The 17689-nt window shown below is 39.1% G+C and carries 16 protein-coding genes; 5 read left to right on the top strand and 11 right to left on the bottom strand.

Going from position 1 to position 17689, the window contains the following annotated elements:
- The first annotated feature begins 66 nt into the window (after positions 1-66).
- Together DCO17_RS01800 and DCO17_RS01795 are read left to right on the top strand one after the other, a co-directional pair.
- Complete coding sequence (locus tag DCO17_RS01800; RefSeq protein ID WP_173955112.1) at positions 67-1095, top strand: calcium:cation antiporter; 1029 nt, start codon at positions 67-69, stop codon at positions 1093-1095.
- A gap of 95 nt (positions 1096-1190) precedes the next feature.
- A complete protein-coding gene (locus DCO17_RS01795) occupies positions 1191-2267 on the top strand; it encodes a glycosyltransferase family 4 protein (RefSeq protein WP_173955111.1) in 1077 nt (358 codons plus the stop codon).
- Positions 2268-2372: 105 nt separating this feature from the next.
- On the opposite strand, the gene DCO17_RS01790 is transcribed toward DCO17_RS01795, so the two are convergent.
- The 6 genes from DCO17_RS01790 to DCO17_RS01765 all read right to left on the bottom strand — a co-directional run bounded on the left by DCO17_RS01790 (position 2373) and on the right by DCO17_RS01765 (position 7771).
- Entirely contained in the window at positions 2373-3050 is a 678-nt protein-coding gene (locus DCO17_RS01790) for a sugar transferase (RefSeq protein ID WP_173955110.1), read from the bottom strand.
- 2 nt (positions 3051-3052) lie between these two features.
- Positions 3053-4240 carry a UDP-N-acetylglucosamine 4,6-dehydratase gene (locus DCO17_RS01785; protein WP_173955109.1) on the bottom strand — a complete coding sequence of 396 codons (1188 nt, stop codon included), beginning with the start codon at positions 4238-4240 and terminating at the stop codon, positions 3053-3055.
- Positions 4241-4386: 146 nt separating this feature from the next.
- Positions 4387-5403, bottom strand: a complete 1017-nt coding sequence (locus tag DCO17_RS01780) for an NAD-dependent epimerase/dehydratase family protein (RefSeq protein WP_173955108.1) — start codon at positions 5401-5403, stop codon at positions 4387-4389.
- 6 nt (positions 5404-5409) lie between these two features.
- On the bottom strand, positions 5410-6012 hold the full coding sequence (locus DCO17_RS01775) for a sugar transferase (protein ID WP_254598793.1): 603 nt from the start codon (positions 6010-6012) through the stop codon (positions 5410-5412).
- Complete coding sequence (locus DCO17_RS01770) at positions 6009-7160, bottom strand: DegT/DnrJ/EryC1/StrS family aminotransferase (protein WP_217425433.1); 1152 nt, start codon at positions 7158-7160, stop codon at positions 6009-6011. Before DCO17_RS01770 ends, DCO17_RS01775 begins: the two co-directional genes overlap by 4 nt.
- The gene (locus tag DCO17_RS01765) at positions 7160-7771 is read right to left on the bottom strand and encodes a GNAT family N-acetyltransferase (protein ID WP_173955106.1); all 612 of its coding nucleotides are present in this window, start codon (positions 7769-7771) and stop codon (positions 7160-7162) included. The genes DCO17_RS01770 and DCO17_RS01765 overlap by 1 nt, the downstream gene beginning before the upstream one ends.
- 122 nt (positions 7772-7893) lie before the next feature.
- On the opposite strand from DCO17_RS01765, the gene DCO17_RS01760 reads away from it, so the two are divergent.
- The 3 genes from DCO17_RS01760 to DCO17_RS01750 are packed head-to-tail and all read left to right on the top strand — an operon-like array spanning position 7894 to position 11007.
- The gene (locus tag DCO17_RS01760; protein WP_173955105.1) at positions 7894-9099 is read left to right on the top strand and encodes a glycosyltransferase family protein; all 1206 of its coding nucleotides are present in this window, start codon (positions 7894-7896) and stop codon (positions 9097-9099) included.
- Complete coding sequence (locus DCO17_RS01755) at positions 9096-10316, top strand: NAD(P)-binding protein (RefSeq protein ID WP_173955104.1); 1221 nt, start codon at positions 9096-9098, stop codon at positions 10314-10316. Before DCO17_RS01760 ends, DCO17_RS01755 begins: the two co-directional genes overlap by 4 nt.
- 4 nt (positions 10317-10320) lie before the next feature.
- Positions 10321-11007: a glycosyltransferase gene (locus DCO17_RS01750; RefSeq protein ID WP_173955103.1), complete on the top strand. Its 687-nt coding sequence runs from the start codon at positions 10321-10323 to the stop codon at positions 11005-11007.
- Between the two features lie 122 nt (positions 11008-11129).
- Here DCO17_RS01750 and DCO17_RS01745 read toward each other — a convergent pair whose 3' ends face one another.
- Genes DCO17_RS01745 through wecB form a run of 5 tightly spaced genes read right to left on the bottom strand, consistent with a single transcriptional unit; the run spans position 11130 to position 17688 of the window.
- On the bottom strand, positions 11130-12554 hold the full coding sequence (locus DCO17_RS01745; protein WP_173955102.1) for a lipopolysaccharide biosynthesis protein: 1425 nt from the start codon (positions 12552-12554) through the stop codon (positions 11130-11132).
- A gap of 49 nt (positions 12555-12603) precedes the next feature.
- Entirely contained in the window at positions 12604-13377 is a 774-nt protein-coding gene (locus DCO17_RS01740) for a glycosyltransferase family 2 protein (RefSeq protein ID WP_173955101.1), read from the bottom strand.
- Entirely contained in the window at positions 13374-15266 is a 1893-nt protein-coding gene (locus DCO17_RS01735) for a polysaccharide biosynthesis protein (protein ID WP_173955100.1), read from the bottom strand. The genes DCO17_RS01740 and DCO17_RS01735 overlap by 4 nt, the downstream gene beginning before the upstream one ends.
- A 40-nt stretch (positions 15267-15306) precedes the next feature.
- Positions 15307-16536 (bottom strand): UDP-N-acetyl-D-mannosamine dehydrogenase, encoded by a 1230-nt coding sequence (wecC, locus tag DCO17_RS01730; RefSeq protein WP_217425453.1) that lies wholly within the window; start codon positions 16534-16536, stop codon positions 15307-15309.
- Positions 16537-16539: 3 nt separating this feature from the next.
- On the bottom strand, positions 16540-17688 hold the full coding sequence (wecB, locus tag DCO17_RS01725; protein WP_437342810.1) for a non-hydrolyzing UDP-N-acetylglucosamine 2-epimerase: 1149 nt from the start codon (positions 17686-17688) through the stop codon (positions 16540-16542).
- Position 17689 lies beyond the last annotated feature (1 nt).

Genomic DNA, 17689 nt, shown 5'->3' with positions numbered 1-17689 from the left:
ATATATCCGTAAGCTTACCCTTAATTTCACAAAAACCAATTTTAATTAATACAACATGGGCCATTCATGGAACTTCTTCACTCCTTAGCCAGCCATACCTGGTTTATTGCGCTGATGGCCGTCATGCTCATTGGAGGCGTGCTTTCTGCAGTTCACCACGCGGAAGTGATTGCCCATAAAACTGGTGAACCTTATGGCGCCCTAGTATTGGCAATTAGCGTCACCATTATCGAGGTTTCTTTGATTATCTCCATGATGCTATCGGGTCACGAAGGATCACAATTTATTGCTAGAGATGCAGTGTTTGCCACCGTCATGATTGTGATTAATGGCGTTATTGGTTTGTGTATTTTTATTGGCGGCCTGCACCATCATGAAATGTCTTTTCGCAATGAGGGTACCAACTCGGCCTTAGCAGTGCTGACTGCATTAGCCACCTTCATTTTGGTTATGCCAATTGTGACAACCAGCACCCCAGGGCCAGACTTCACCAAAAGCCAACTTGCTTTTGCAGGCATCGCCTCATTTGTCCTTTACGCTGCTTTTTTATTCTTCCAAACCATTAGTCATCGCGACTATTACCTACCAAAAACAGAAGAGAAAAAAACTGACATTAATTTTCATGCGCCAAAGCCCAGCAATCTCAAGGCTTCCATAAGTGTTGCACTATTGATTGCATCGCTGATCGTGGTTGTGGGTTTAGCGGAATTACTCAGCCCCGCCATTGAAGCTGGAGTTAAAGCTGCCGGCGCACCCAAAACCATTGTGGGTATCGCGATTGCCATGCTAGTACTCATGCCAGAAGGATATGCGGCAGTAAGAGCAGCAAAGGCTAATCGCTTGCAAAGCAGCTTAAATCTAGCATTAGGGTCAGCTCTCGCGAGCATTGGACTATCTATTCCAACAATTGCGGCGATCGCCATCTTCTTTAACCTGCCTCTTAGCCTAGGTATTAGCGACCTGAATATGACCCTGATGTATCTCACCCTCTTTATTGGGGCACTTACATTAGCCATCGGCAGAACCACGCTATTGCAAGGGGTGGTCCACCTGATTATTTTCTTTGAGTATTTGTTTTTAAGTTTGGTGCCCTAAAAATTAGTATTACCCCAAAAAAACTATAGATAACTCGCCCCCACTAAAAGACTATTTTTTTAACAAAAGATATATTTAGAATTTATAATCAAAAAATGATTGGTCTAATCCTTGCCTTCCTTCTGTCTTTCATAACAACATCGCTATTAATTCGATATAAAAAATTACATCAAAAATTTTCAGCAGACTCGGATTTCTCAGGGCCACAAAAATTTCATCAGTTCCCCGTTCCTAGAGTTGGGGGAATAGGCATTGCACTGGGCGCCGTCTTCGCAATACTTATTAGATTCTCTTATGGCCAGGGATTTGGTGTTGAAACGCTTTTATTGCTCTGCGCAATCCCCGCCTTTGCAATTGGGATGACAGAAGATATAACCAAGAAAATTAGCGTTAGGGCACGTCTAATTTTCACAGCAATTGGCGCTGGATTATTCGTATCACTTTCGCATATGCGAATATTGGGGGTGGGTATTCCGCACATAGATTCAATCATCTCCATTCCCGGAGTCGGGGGATTACTTACTATCTTTGCAATTACCGGATTATCAAACGCTTACAACATCATTGATGGATTCAATGGTTTAGCAAGCATGGTTGGCATCATTACACTTTTAGCCATAGGCTATATAAGTTATGTTCTGATGGATCCATTGCTGATGTACACAAGCCTTATCATGGCAAGTGCTATTCTGGGCTTCTTTGTCTGGAACTACCCTCGTGGCTTAATATTTTTAGGCGATGGAGGCGCATACCTAATAGGATTCTGGATTGCCTGCTTAAGCATAATTCTGGCCTATAAACATCATGAGGTCTCACCCTGGTTTTGCTTAATGATTAATGGCTATCCCGTTATTGAAACACTTTTCTCAATATATAGGCGTACAATTCATCAAAATAAGAGCCCTGGCCAACCAGATGGCATGCACTTTCACACTCTAATTTATCGACGAATCTTAATTAAAGACCAGTGTGATGACCATTTATTCTCAGCCAATGCCAAAACTGCACCATATCTCTGGATTATGGCAGGGCTGAGTGTTATGCCAGCAACTCTATTCTGGAATTCAACCCACATCCTAGCCTTGTCTTGGTTTATTTTTCTATCTATATACATGTGGATTTATTCCAGGATTGTAAACTTTAGAACCCCATTTTGGATGCGCATAAGCTAGCAAAGAATTGCAGGCTACGAATATATTAGGACGAAGATTTCGCTAACAAAATATGGCACCTAACCCTCTACCGCCACAGGGGGTTAATATAAAACCGAAATATTCTTAAAATTGATAGTTAAGTGATCCCGCAAGACTTCTAGGGGGCGCAGGCAATTGAGGAAAAGCGCGCCATACTACAGTTGATTTTGGAGAAATAATCAACCAGGCAGTAACAAAAATAGCGGTGAAATATATTTTTACGCTTTGATTTTGAACATACCATTGCTCTAATGCGCCTTTATAGGGCGCTATTACATTCTTATAAAAATCAATAGGACTTACATCACAACAAAGAATATCCTCCTCATTGCGAAAAACTATTGAGCCTATACCAGATAATCCCGGTTTTACTTTTTCGACCGCTTTTTGCACCTCCAAGGAATAAGAATTAAATGTCTGCTCAGTCAAAGGCCTGGGCCCTATTACACTCATATCCCCCAAAAAAATATTTAACAATTGTGGCAGTTCATTGATTTTTGTTTTTCGAAAGAATTTTCCTGAGGGGAGTATTCTTGGATCATCTTTTATGGTGACAGTTCCAGCCTTCATATTAGGACTGTTTTTTAACATGGTGGAGAATTTATATAGCCTAAATAATTTACCATGCTTACCAACCCTGTTCTGACAATAAAAAATTTCTCCCTCGCCAGTATTTTTAAGAAAAATAGCAACCGGAATTAGCAGCGGCGAAAGAAGCAACAAAGATAAAGCCGAAAAAAAAATGTCAAAAACTCGCTGCATTATCACATCCTTTGGTCTAAGTATTTTCCAGTTTCTTTATGCGCAAATCCTGGAACCATATAATTAAAGAGATCAACTATCTCCTCCTTGTGCCATGTTTTATTTGCTCTCATTAATTTTAGAGTCTCAATAAAGTGTTCAAGTCTGCCATTATCAAAAGTTGCAAGATTTTTAATTACGCCGATACCCTCAAACGACTCCATATCCAACAATTCGCTAGATGTAAAAAACTCTTCGAAATCTTTCTCCCCCGTGGTATCACTCTCAAAAAAATAACATGGCCATTTTTTTTGCGGAATAAGCTCCAAAACACGATGTCGAGCCTCCTCTTCCGTAGAGCACTCAACTGCCTCAAAACCTATATCGGAAAGATAGCGAATTGCGATTTCAGAAAAGGTTGTCAAATGAAGATTTTCATTTAGTTTTGGAAAAAAAATGTCTCGGTTTTGACCCAGCAAACATGACATCAAGCATAATTCACCAGATTCTTGAGGTGTTACAAAATATCGCCTAACGTCATTGGGGGCCGAAATTGGCTGGCGCTTTAAAATGCGTTGACTAAAACCATATAACAATGATCCATCCGAGAATGCCACATTCGCAAAACGCGCCGTAGAAATCGGGATCTCCAGACTTGCTCGCCCTAAAAACATTTCCATGATGCGTTTACTTCCGCCCATCATATTTACGGGGTTTGCAGCCTTATCCGTGGATACGCAAAAATATTTCTTGGCGCGCATAGACTTAGCAAGATCAATACTACGAATAACATTGGTAATATTGACATCAATCATTCTCATTAGCGTAAACGGATCCTTTTCGCTACGAACATGCTTTAATGCAGATAAATTTAATACATAGTCATATTCATACCCAGAATTTAAAAGCGCCAAAAATTCAACCGAGCCATAATCGATTGCAAACGTTTGAAAATCACCATTTATATAGCCTAAAGTGCTTCTGATATCGCGTACCAATTCCACCATGTTATTTTCACTAATATCAACAACATGCAAAACCTTCGGCATTCTTTTAAAGATTTCCCTAACTACAGCCTGACCTATAGAACCAGCTCCACCAATTATTAAAAAGCGAGACTGCTGAACCATATCATTTAACGCTGTTGAATGCGCAATAATGTCAGCATCAAATAAATTAAATTGACGCCCAATTAAAGATAGGATATTCATATTTCAACTTCGTAGTAATAGTGGATTAATTTTTTAACACTTAATGAGCCTCTTCGCCAGAGAGGATTTAATTTAATATTTATACAAATTGAACAATAAGTAAATTTCACTAGTAATGCAATAAATAATGGCCGAGTACAGCCACTTTATTGAGTATTTGATAAATTCGCAAAAAATGATATCGCCGTTCTTGAAATGCCTTCTCGCATTAAAAAAGGGGGGCTCCATCCAGGCACCCGCCTTTCATAAAAAGGATCGACTTCTAGCGACTCAGTTAACCTTAAAAACTGGCCTTCTTTGCCAAGCAACTTCATAACACACCCAAGAATTGGAAGGGGGAAATAAAACGTTGGCGGTAATTTCATGCCCAAGAATACCCCTCTCCTTAACTTTGATACCATCTTAGCGTGAGTGAACCGTGAACGATTGTCATTTTGAGCATATCGATCAAACTCTTCGGCCAATAGATTTATTAGAGCACGGGTGGAAATACCTGCCCCATCCGCCACCTCATAAACTCCACTTGGGACATGAGCACAGATGATGCAATACCTCAATAAGTCAACCAAATTTTCTATATACACCATTGATCTTTTATTCGCCACCGCTTTAAATGGCAACGGGAAGCCCAAAGATACCAATTTCATAAGACTCAAGAAATTTCCTCTGACGCCACCCCCGTACACCAATGGGGGACGAATGATGATTAACTTTACAGCAGATCCGGAAAAAATTTTCACCAAAGCCTCTTCAGATCTAATTTTTGATTCACCATAAGGATCGCTATCATCATGAGCGGCTTTTATGGAGCTAATATAAATAAACGTCTCAACACCGGCCTCGATAGTCTGCTCCGCTAATTTAATAGTCGCCTCAACATTTACCTTTATATACTCAGATAGCGGATCTGTTACACACTCCCTCATTTGGTGAACCCGCGCAGCACAATGCACCACTGTATCAACCCCATTAAGCGCCCCTGACCAATCTGTATAGCTATCGATATTTCCTATAGCTATATTATTAAGCCCGCGATCTCCATTCAGTTCGCGAAAAACTTTGCGAACTGAATGCCCATCCACATTTAACGTCTTGCAAAGGGCTGAACCAATAAAACCCCCAGCACCAGTTACAAGAACGCAATTTTGAGGTTTTTTTGACAATATCACTTACCCTCTATAAAAAATTTTAACTAATGTTTTTAGTAAAATTATCTGATCACCTATAAATGTTCGACCATTAACATAATCAATTGCCAGGCTTGCCTTAATCGGAAGAATATTTTTAACATATAGCTCTTCGGGATTCTTGGATGCCCCTAGAATTTTAGCTTCATTAATAAAAAATATAGAAGCTGAATCGGTCAAGCCGGGGCGCACAGAAAAAATAATCTTTTTTTGCTGAAGAGTATAAAAGTCAGCAAAATAGGGGACTTCCGGTCTTGGCCCAACAAAACTCATCTTACCCAGTAATATGTCAAAGAGCTGCGGCAACTCATCAAGCTTGCTACTTCTCAATACCCTTCCTACACCAGTGATTCGATTATCAGACCCTATCGTTAAAAGCGAACCATTCTCCCCTGCTGAATATTTCATTGATCTAAACTTATGAATGAAAAATGGCACTTGATTTCTACCAACCCTCAACTGAGAAAATAATATCGGCCCCGGAGATTCAATTTTTATCGCCACTGCAATTAGCGCAAACACTGGCATCAGAAAAATCAATGCGATCAAGCCAGTAAAAATATCAAATGCTCTCTTTAAAATCATGGTAGCGATAACTCAACTGCTTGTATAACCCGATTAATCTGCTCATCGCTCATAGAGCTATAAATTGGAAGCGATACTGAGGTCTCATAGACCATCTGGCTAACGGGAAACATCTCCTTCCGCAAGTCGCAAAAACTTTTCCAATACGGTTGCAAATGAAGTGGTATGTAATGAACGCTGCAACCAACACCATAGTCATGCATTTTATTAATAAAATTATCTCTATATTCCTTCATTTCAGCGGGCAACTGAATCACGTAAAGATGCCATGAATGCACGTCCCCCTGAAGTGGCTGAGGCGGAATGGTAATGCCGAACCGATTAAGTTTTTGATTGTATTCTTTGGCGATCCTCTCTCTTGCAGCCTGAAACCTCCAAGCCTTCTTTAGCTGCGCAATACCAATTGCCGCCGCCATATCAGTCAAGTTGTACTTATACCCAGGAGCCATTACCTGATAAAACCAGCTTGGAATTTTTGCCTGGAAGCGGCCAAATGCGTCTCTATCTATACCGTGCAACCTCATAAGCCTTGCACGATTTGCGATTTCTTGGCTCCTCGTTACCAACATTCCGCCCTCGCCCGTTGTTATAGTTTTGTTAGCATAAAAACTAAATACGGTTGCGTCTGAATTCAAAGTTCCCACCAAATGCCCATCGATACTAGACGGCAATGCGTGTGCAGCATCCTCTACAATTTTGATGTCATATCTTTTTGCAATCTCCGCTACAGCTGAGATATTGGCAGATATACCCGCAAAGTGCACAACTATAATTGCCTTAGTTTTTGGCGTGATTGCACTCTCAATCTTAGATATATCGATGCACAAAGTGGAGGGATCAATATCTAAAAACACTGGGTTCGCCCCTAAATATCTTATGACTTCCGCAGTTGCAGTAAAAGTGTGCGTTGTTGTAATTACCTCGTCACCAGCGCCCACACCCACCGCCTCAAGCGCTAAATGCAGCCCCGCAGTTGCTGAATTTACTGCAATAGCCTCTACCGAGCCCCCCAAAAATTCGGCAAAATCACGCTCAAAAGCAGCCGATCTTGCGCCAGAAGTTAACCAGCCACTTCTTAATACATCTACAACACCAGCAATTTCGTCGTCGCCTATTTCAGGGGAGGAAAATTTTATAAATTCATTCATCATCCGCAAGTCAAATCCAAAGAATATTTAGCAAGCACTCGCCCAGTAGTTCTGACCTCAATACCGACCATGGTAAATCCATGCTTTTCATAAAAAATTTTAGCGATCGCATTATCGCTATAGTCAGTTGTGAGAGTTATACAGTCAAAATGCCTTGATTTAACTTCAGCAATAAAGGCTCTCAATAATTGAGAGCCAATACCCACACCCCCCATTAGAACACCAACTGAAGCAAGCTCGCATTCAACCTCACGCGTCACGGACAACCTATTCACCCTTAAAAAATTAAGGGCCACCTCCAAAAATAAAGCTGGGCTCCTAACCATTGCAATAAGCGCAGGAAAAATAATTCGAAAACACCTTGCGAGGAGATGCTTATAAAATCTAGATTTATCAAGATAGCCCGCTATAAATCCAATTAGCTCGCCATTAGAATCCTCGGCAATCAAAAAAATATTTTGACGATACCCAATTAAGATGTCGTAATAAGCAGTTAAAAAGCCAATGCCCATGCGCTCCAAAAAAAACCCTTCAAATGCGATTCTATGAACTGATGCAATTGCAGATGAATCGCTAACCTCAGCTTTCCTAATTATTATTTTCGGTGACATTTATTCCCATTAAATTTAAAAAAATAATAAATTAATAGCTATAATCATACGCACATTTGAAGAATTTTTAGAATTTATTGAAAATTTATCTATAAATAACATCTCTTCCCTGTTGAGGGTTTATGAAAACAATTGGCTCCATTAGAATAATTCTTTACATCTTAATTGCCATCCTTGGTTCTGTATATATTTCAACCGCAGGCGATAAGGTTAATTGGCCAGATGAAAAGATATATATTGAGATCGCCACAAATTTAAATAAAGGACAGGGCTATGTTAACGAACTATCCGAGCCGTCAGCATTTAGGCCACCTGGATATCCGTTCTTGATCTCGATCCTCTATAAGGCTAAAAGCGCTCCTTTAATAGCAAAGATCGCAAACCTAATATTCCTGATTCTTACAACCTATATTCTTGAGAAAATAATCAGGTTCACATCCCCCAGTGGGGCAATATTTACTCCATTAGCTATATTTGCATACCCTTTGTTTATTTATGCTTCAGGAATATTAATTCCTCAGATTTTCGGAAGTTTTCTTTTTATTTTATCAATATACTGCATTTTTATTGCAAAAAGAAATTATTGGAATGGAATATTTTGCGGAATAATAATTGGATTCCTAGCTCTTACAATTCCAACTTTTTTCTTGTTTTATTTAATACTACTCCTCATATTAATCGCAAAAAATCCAAATAAAAAAAAATCAATATATATATTATTAGTATTTTTATTCATGAATATTACCATTGCCCCCTGGATCATTAGAAATAGCTTGTTGTTCAATAGCACTGTATTTATTTCAACTAACTCAGGAATAAATTTGCTATATAGTAACTCAGAAAATACTCAATATGACTCCGGCACCATTGATATTTCGAAGCATACATCACCCGTTAAGTTAAATGAGGCTCAGGAAGATGAGTATTACAAAAAGATTGTTTTTAATTTGATCTCTGAAAATCCAACAAGATATATAAAGCTATATTTCTTAAGAACTTTAAATTATTTTAATTATAAAAATAACATATCAAATCAATCTGAAGTTAATTCATTAAAAAATTTAGTCCTCTTTTTCAGCTATTACCCCTTTTTAATTATTGCAATTTTAAGAATTTCATTCTTTCAAAAAATTAAACTTTCTTATATTGAATACTACTTCTATTTAATTTATTTTGGTAATGCATTATTGAGCGCGATATTTTTTACCAGAATACGGTACCGCATACCATTTGATTTCATTCTAATTGCCATATCCTGTATTGCAATTGGACGTTATTTAGATTTTCAGAATTCCAAAAATGATAAGAGCATGTCATACACATTATGATTTTCAAAAAACACCATAAAGTAAAATTTTTAATCTTGGGGGCAGGCCCAAGCGGCCTATCTCTTGCGCACGCACTCTTAAGCCTAGGTCACAATACTTCCGATATTGTTCTGCTCGAGAAAGAAATGGTTCCCGGGGGTTTATGTAGATCTGAAATCATTGATAACGCACCGCTTGATATCGGCGGGGGGCATTTTCTAGAGGCCAATAATAAAAAAGCTTTAAATTTTTTATTTAAATTCATGCCAGAAGACGAGTGGCAACTATTCGATCGCATTTCAAAAATTCAAATTCATGGCATGGAAATTGACCATCCTCTTGAAGCAAACCTATGGCAACTCCCTAGGCATCTGCAAATAGGCTATTTAGAATCAATTGCCCAAGCAGGATGCGTAGTTAACAAACCCCATCCACATTCATTTTCCGAATGGGTAATATGGAAATTTGGCGTTGATATTGCAAATCAGTATTTACTTCCATACAACAGAAAAATATTCTCCATGGATCTATCGCAATTGGGAACATACTGGCTTCATAAGCTCCCCAATGTTTCGTTCAAAGATACGCTCTTGAGCTGTCTGGAGTCAAGGCCTACTGGCCAGCTATCAGCTCACGGAAGATTCTTCTACCCCAAAAAGTATGGGTATGGAGAGGTTTGGCGAAGAATGGGGGGGCAGCTTGGAGACATGCTGCACTTGAATTGCCCAATAAAAACGATTGATCCAGTCAAAAGAGTGGTTAATAACAAGTGGTCGGCCAGTTACATTATCAATACAATTCCATGGACTCTTTGGACATCATACTGCAATATGCCCCTAGAGATCCAAAAACTCATTTATCAACTTAAAAATGTATCAATAAATGTAGATTATGTTCCACAGACTTTACAGAATAAGTCGCATTGGATTTATAACCCCGATGAAAGCATTGCGCACCATCGACTACTCTTAAGATCCAACTTTACGAATAGTGGCAGAGGATATTGGACAGAAACGAATTCAAATCGCTCCCATCCGACCACAGGGCAACGATTCACAAATGAATTCGCCTACCCCGTTAATACCCTTGATAAACCAAAAGCAATTCGGGGAATACTGGAATGGGCATCCAATCATCAAATTATCGGCCTAGGAAGATGGGGGAAATGGGAGCATATGAATTCAGATGTAGCCGTATCGGAAGCGCTTGACCTTGCTTCAAAATTGAGCGGGCTATAAATTGATGAAAATCTCATTATGCTTAATTGTTAAAAATGAACTGCAAGGATGCAAAACCGATGTACCAAAAATTCCAAGAGATGAATTTCATGAAATTTTTGCCGTTGATGGAGGCAGCAACGACGGCACCATTGAATATTTAAATTCAGTAAATATTCCCGTATTTCCTCAGCCTAAAATTGGCCTGAATGCCGCCTACGTTTATGCAAATGAATTGGCTTCCGGAGATGCTGTTGTAGCCTTTTTCCCAAAGGGCACCTTACCAACAGACGACCTAAAAAAATTTCGCCCCCACTTTAACGCAGGGGCTCAATTGATAATTGCTAGCAGGCAATTATCAAACTCGAGCAACGAAGAGGATCAATCTTTTTTTCGGCCTAGAAAATGGGCTGTATTAGCACTTTCAATCCTTGCATACATTATATGGCGCCGTGAAGGTGTTTGGATCCGCGATGTTTTGCATGGATTCAAAGGCTGGGATAAAGCTGCCTTTAGGAAAATGGAGGTGCTTGATCGTGGCCTCTCCATCGACATTGAGATGGTAGTTCGCTCTTATAAATTACGACTTAAACGAATAGAATTCCCCACCAAAGAAGTTGCAAGAAATTACGGTGAAACAAATTTCAAGTTTTGGCCAACTGGAAAGAAAATATTGATATATCTTTTATATGAGCTAGCAAGAAAAAATTGACGGAGCCTATCCAGATAAAAAACTAAATTCAGTCTTAAATAATTTTCTCCGCATTGTAATTGACATAATTTTTCGATCCTCAACCATTGGTTATTTTTTGTTGCCCCTCCACAAAAAATATTTCAAAAAATAAATTTTCTAAGCTCCCTAAGTTGTATCGAAGAAAAAACTAAGCCGAACCCAACCAGAACAGCAATCAAAAATAAGAGCCAAAATGGCAAAGAGTCGTAAAAATTTACCATTACCAACATTTGCATTAACGAAACAAATATTTGCAGAAAAAATTTTCGAATGGGGTAATTAACTCTCCAATAAATCTCGCTAATAAATATTGTAATAACGCAAAAGACTATAAAAATTAATAAATTTGAGATTGCTGCGCCAATTGCCCCAAATTTAGGTATCAGCATGCAGGAGAAAATTACCCCTGCAATTACGGATGCTATTGAAATTGGTAAACTTAAATACGTCTTATGTGTGACCCATATGCCCGGGGAAAATATTAATGCAAAAATATAAAAAAATACTTGCCAACAAAAGATGCTAACCATAGGCCAAGCAGAATAATAAGCGGGGGCAGTAAAATTCTTTAAAAGATAAGGCGAAAGAAAAGTTATAAATACAATTGCCGCACATGCAACCCCAACATATAGGTTTGACAATAAATAAAAATGCCCTTTGCCGCCTGGTGATTGCATTGCCCGCAAAGCTAAAGGCCACCATGCCATCCTAAATGCCTCTAAAAAAATCGTTACAAATAAACTAAATTTAGCAGCCAGCACAAATAACCCAACCGCTTCAGCCCCAAAGTAGTATTCAAGAATCCACCTGTTTCCATTCATTAAGATATAAGTGAGAACACCGGCTGGCAATAATGGCAAACAAATTTTTAACACCCGAATAACTATAGGCTTTCTTGGAACCCTCACCATTAGGTAGTTGCGCATTAGCGCCCAAGAAAAAATCGCAAGAATAAATGATGAAATCGTTGATGCTAAAAATACTCCAAGTATTCCCATTTTCATAGACACTACAAATATTAGCAACAAACCAATGCTAGTAACGGACTGAGCCAGAAGCAATAGAAAGCAGGGCAATGCTCTATGAAGCAACCTCATTCCATCCATTACATAAAGCATTATTTGAGTGAAGAATACTCCTATAAAGTTTAAAGCAAAATAATACCAATAATATTTTTCACCACCTAAATACTCAGAGAGAGGCTTGCTAATAAATAGAGCAATGAGGAGAATTAGCAGGCCCCAAATAATTTGCATTTGCAACACCGAAGAAAAAATTATAGAACGCCTTGTATTCCCATACGTTTCAATTTTTAAAAACAAACTTGAAAAAGCAGAATCCACCCCAGGATTCGACAACGTCGCCATAAACAATCCAGAGACTATAACCATCTCAATAATTCCAAAATCATTTGGAGTAAAAATATTAGCGTATATTGGAATTGCTATGAAAGACAATCCCTTGACCATTAGATTTCCGGCCACATAAATTGACATGCTCCTCTTTAAGGTCGCAATAATTTTCATATCATTCTTAAAACAACCATCAGCTTCTTGACCACAAATCTTAATTTGATTATTTGAAATTAAAGAATTCCAACATCTTCAAAGGGTAGCGCGATAGTATCTTAAAAAAATTTGTCTTAACGCCACTTTCTTTGAGTGCTCGCATCATTTCAATATTCAATAAAATTGTATTTTTTAAACCCGCAGTACTTATGCCACCAATACCCATACGCACTAAAATTACAGGAATATATTTCGACCTAAACCCCTCGGAAGTAAAAATCCTGGAAATAAACTCTACATCCCCCGCAATTTTATAATTTGTTTTATACATTCCATGTTTTTCAAATACCCTACGTCTAACAAATAAAGTGGTATGCGCTGGAATCCAGCCCCAGGCAATTGACTTTAATGAAAATCGGCGAGAGCTATATTTGCGTATAAATTTTGAGCTATTTTTTGCATCAAAGAAAACTGCATCCCCATATATTGCGTCTAATGTTGGATCTAAAAATTCCTTGGCTACTAACTCCAAAATATTTGGATTCGCAAACAAATCATCTGAATGCAAAAGCCCAATAATCTCACCCGTGGCCAATCGAACACCTTTGTTAATGGCATCATATATCCCTTCATCTGGCTCACTTATCAGATAGCAGCCAAATTTATGAGAATACTCTTCCAATAGTCTCAATGTCCCATCATTGGAACCCCCATCAACAATAATGTGCTCTTTATTTGAATATGTCTGGGTGCTAAAACTATTACAAAGGGATTTAACAGACTTTTCACGGTTATAGATAGCCGTCACTATTGAGATTTTTGGCGTTGCACCTGAACTCATTTACTCAGATTAACTTTCTCTACCAACCCCATGATTAGGATTCGAGCTCGCTCCTCATCTCTTTCATGGCATGCTATCTTAATTGCATTGATGGCACCCTCAAGACTTTCAAGAGATTGAAATGGCTCATTGGCAATATATATTTTTGGGTGCAATGTTGGAATCGGATTACCCTCTAACAAAAGCTCTTCATAAAGTTTTTCACCAGGACGCAATCCTATGAAGACTATCTCAATGTCCCCATTAGGATTAATCTCACTCCTAATTGAGAGTCCAGAAAATTGAATCACTTTTTTGGCAAGATCAATTATCTTAACGGCCTCACCCATATCCAATAAAAAAACTTCGCCTCCAGCACCCATAGCAAATGCATTTAACACTAAGTGCACCGCCTCGCCTATAGTCATAAAATAACGGGTCACATCTGGACTTGTGACTGTTATCGGGCCACCCTTCATAATTTGCGCTCTAAATAGAGGAATAACAGAACCACTGCTACCCAAAACATTGCCAAAGCGCACTATTGAAAACTTTGTAGAATATTGATTTTTGATAGCCGTTTGTTGGGCCGCCTGCACGTACATCTCAGCCAATCTTTTAGTCGCGCCCATTAAACTAGTTGGCCTTACAGCCTTATCAGTAGATATGAGGATAAATGCCTCCACCTTTTTAAAAAGAGCGGCGTCTACACAAGAAATCGTGCCCAAGACATTGTTCTGGATACCAGAAATTAAGTTGGACTCCAATAATGGCACATGTTTATAAGCGGCGGCATGAAAAATTACCTGAACGCCAAGACCCTCAATAATATTCTGCATCAGACTTACATCAAGTATTGAGCCCAACACAGATTTAATAGGCACATTTAATGAGCCTACACCAGCCAAATCTTGCTCAAGCCTGTACAAATCATGCTCGCTATGGTCGAATAAAATCAGAAGCTTTGGATTGCCTCCCAAGACTTGGCGACTAATTTCACTTCCTATGCTTCCTGCGGCCCCAGTAACCATAACCACCTTACCGGATATTGACTGATTAATACGCGAATAGTCAAAATTAAAACTTTCCCGATCAATTAACTCGTCTAAATCCAACTCTCGGATGCTATCCTCAATAGAACCATGCTCTACCCCTAAAGGAGGCGGGGCATCATAAACTCGAACTCGAAGTGGCAGGTTTACAAGCCTTCCAAAAATTATGCGCCTCTCTTCGGAGTTTCCTGCAGGTAAGGCAACAATCAATTCATCTACAAGCTTATTCCTTGCAATATCAGCGAACTGAGTCATCGAATAAATTTTTATACCAGAAACAACTCGACCCCAGAGAGTCGGATCATTTTCGACAAATCCCACAACCTTATGCCCTCTCAACCTATAAATAGACTCTGCAAGATGCCTTGCATCTAAACTAGTGCCATAGATGTATATATTGTCACCGCCCCGTCTGTTTAATTCTGTTTTTTTATTTAATATGCCTAATATTGATTGCAAAATTAATCTATACACAATAATTAAGCTACAAAACAAAATAGGTTGGATTAGCCCAACATACTTAGAGACCCACTCAAAACCAAAAAAATTAAGCAGTATTGTTAATGGGAAAAAAATTCCCCAATAGCCTATACAGGCCCTCACCACCAACCCCAAAAATGCCATATCAGCAAATCTGGTTGCTTGGTCGTAAATTTTCTTCAACGCCAATACTGAAATACCCACCAAAAGTGCTAGGGCATAAGTTCCAATAACACGCCTGTCCAGGGGGTTTAACACTTCCCCATCAAGCCTGATCCAATATATTAGAGCGGTAGATGAAATCGAGAGAACACAGTCTCCAATTACCAAAAATATAAAGCGAGATATCCTATGAATTTTTTGATGGTTAGCGATCATTAAGAAATTCGAAATCAAAAGATGGGTATTCTATTAAGCCTCAAAAAAAATTAGTGGCGCCACAATAATCCACTACGGCACGTCTATCAAACTTTCCAGCGATTGCTGCCTCGACAAACTCTCGATGAGCGACTAGAACAACAATTAAATCAGCATCCCTCAAAGCCCGATCTAACTGAGCCAAAGAAAACTCAGGGTGACTTTCTATGTTTGGCTCAACAACGATAAGGTCGATATTATTTTCTTTCAATGCACGCACAACCGATACCGCAGGGGATTCCCGCAAATCATCAATATTCGGCTTAAATGCCAATCCCAAGCACGCAATCAATGGCCGTTTTTCTATCGCCGACAAGTCCGATATTTTTTTTTCCACCTCCGTTATGACCCATTCAACCTTCTGATTATTTACTTCGCGGGCAGCTTTAATCAATCTAGAGCGTTGCGGGCTTCTCGCTACAATAAACCATGGATCTACAGCAATACAATGTCCGCCAACCCCTGGGCCCGGCTGCAATATATTCACGCGCGGATGATGATTAGCCAGGGAAATTAATTCATTTACGTCTACTCTTAATTCACCACATATCATGGACAATTCATTTGCAAATGCGATATTAAGATCCCTAAAAGCATTCTCGGTTAATTTGCACATTTCTGCCGTGTTGGAGCTTGTTCCAATTACAGCACCCTTAATAAAAGATTTATAAAATTCAGAGGCTAGGGTTGTTGACTCTGGGGTAAGTCCGCCAACAATGCGATCATTAAAAATTAACTCGTGCAAAATATTCCCAGGAAGAACCCTTTCGGGACAGTAGGCCATATGAATACTTATTTCCTGAGACCGAAATAATTCGTAAACTTTTTCAGTTGTACCAACGGGCGAGGTTGATTCAAGAATAACCAATTCACCACCCTTAAGAAATGGAATTAAACTACTCGCAGCAGCCAAGACATAGTCTAAATTTGGTTGAGGTATTGACGAACAACTTTCAATAAACGGCGTAGGCACACAAATCAAATATACATCCGCCAATTGTGGCGTTACTGATGCTGATAAGCGACCTGATTTGACTGATTCTTGTATTAACTTCTCAAGACCCGGTTCTACAATATGAATACAGCCCTTATTCACTAGATCAACAACCTTGGAATCAACATCTACACCAACTACAGAATACCCAGCTGCAGCCAATATCCCAGCTGTTGGCAGGCCTATATAACCCAAACCAATAACACAAATTGTTGGCTTTTTTTCCACAATAGCAATCACTTAACAATCCTTCAATATTGAGATAATTTTTTGGCAAGCCGTTCCATCACCGTAAGGATTATCGGAATTAATCATGTCCTGATAAAGTATGTTATTCGTAAGAAGTTCCGATACATTTTTAATAATTTCATCCGCATCTGTACCAACAAGTCGGATGGCGCCAGCTTCAACTCCCTCTGGCCGCTCGGTAGTATCCCTCATCACCAAAACTGGCTTTTTTAAGCTTGGAGCCTCTTCTTGAATACCTCCGCTATCAGTTAGAATAATATATGCCGCCTTAAGCAAAAGAATAAATGGCTCATATTCCAAGGGTTCAATTAAATATATGTTATCAATTGACCCGAGCAGCCGATGCGCAGCTTCGTAAATTGCTGGGTTTGGATGCACGGGATAAACAAACTCTACAGCTTTAAAACGGTGCGCTAGTTGCTTTAGAGCCTTACAAATTTGAATGAAATTATCCCCATGATTTTCTCTTCGATGTCCGGTAATTAAAACAAAAGGTTTTGATTGCCAATCAAAACCTAGCACACCGGATAATTCTAAAACCCATCGATTTCGTCTCGAATCATCCAAATCTAATTTTTGCAAAATCCAGTACAGTGAATCAATCACAGTATTACCAGTAACAAATATTGACCCTGGATTGACACCCTCCTTCAGCAAGTTTAATTTCGATCTTTCAGTGGGGGCAAAATTCCACTTTGCAATCTTCGAGACTACCTGACGATTGAATTCCTCAGGAAAGGGCTGAAGAATATTGCCAGTTCTCAACCCAGCCTCAATATGCCCAACAGGCAAGTTACTATAAAAACCAGCTATTGCGGAAGCAAAAGTTGAGGTTGTATCTCCATGGACCAATAATAGATTGGGTGCGGTCTTCTGTATTACATCTCGCATGGCGATCAACATCTCGCCAGTAAGACTATGCAAATCCTGCCCCCTCCTCATCAAATTTAAATCAAAATCCGGGGTGATGCTAAATATCTCTAGAGCTTGATCCAACATTTCTCGATGCTGGGCGGTAACACATACAATAGCCTCAAAATCATTGGGCAACGCCTTCAATGCATGAATCAAAGGTGCCATTTTTATAGCCTCAGGACGAGTGCCAAAACTTAGCAATATTCTTTTTTTAATTTTTTGCAAG

Source organism: Polynucleobacter tropicus (genome assembly GCF_013307225.1).
Classification (GTDB): domain Bacteria; phylum Pseudomonadota; class Gammaproteobacteria; order Burkholderiales; family Burkholderiaceae; genus Polynucleobacter; species Polynucleobacter tropicus.
The sequence above is the reverse complement of the archived record's forward strand: the minus strand, read 5'-3'. Positions and strand labels throughout refer to the sequence as shown.

Coding starts and splice junctions, on each gene's coding strand:
- DCO17_RS01800 (WP_173955112.1), top strand. CDS start 67: ATGGAACTTCTTCACTCCTTAGCCAGCCATACCTGGTTTATTGCGCTG.
- DCO17_RS01795 (WP_173955111.1), top strand. CDS start 1,191: ATGATTGGTCTAATCCTTGCCTTCCTTCTGTCTTTCATAACAACATCG.
- DCO17_RS01790 (WP_173955110.1), bottom strand. CDS start 3,050: ATGCAGCGAGTTTTTGACATTTTTTTTTCGGCTTTATCTTTGTTGCTT.
- DCO17_RS01785 (WP_173955109.1), bottom strand. CDS start 4,240: ATGAATATCCTATCTTTAATTGGGCGTCAATTTAATTTATTTGATGCT.
- DCO17_RS01775 (WP_254598793.1), bottom strand. CDS start 6,012: ATGATTTTAAAGAGAGCATTTGATATTTTTACTGGCTTGATCGCATTG.
- DCO17_RS01770 (WP_217425433.1), bottom strand. CDS start 7,160: ATGAATGAATTTATAAAATTTTCCTCCCCTGAAATAGGCGACGACGAA.
- DCO17_RS01765 (WP_173955106.1), bottom strand. CDS start 7,771: ATGTCACCGAAAATAATAATTAGGAAAGCTGAGGTTAGCGATTCATCT.
- DCO17_RS01760 (WP_173955105.1), top strand. CDS start 7,894: ATGAAAACAATTGGCTCCATTAGAATAATTCTTTACATCTTAATTGCC.
- DCO17_RS01755 (WP_173955104.1), top strand. CDS start 9,096: ATGATTTTCAAAAAACACCATAAAGTAAAATTTTTAATCTTGGGGGCA.
- DCO17_RS01750 (WP_173955103.1), top strand. CDS start 10,321: ATGAAAATCTCATTATGCTTAATTGTTAAAAATGAACTGCAAGGATGC.
- DCO17_RS01745 (WP_173955102.1), bottom strand. CDS start 12,554: ATGAAAATTATTGCGACCTTAAAGAGGAGCATGTCAATTTATGTGGCC.
- DCO17_RS01740 (WP_173955101.1), bottom strand. CDS start 13,377: ATGAGTTCAGGTGCAACGCCAAAAATCTCAATAGTGACGGCTATCTAT.
- DCO17_RS01735 (WP_173955100.1), bottom strand. CDS start 15,266: ATGATCGCTAACCATCAAAAAATTCATAGGATATCTCGCTTTATATTT.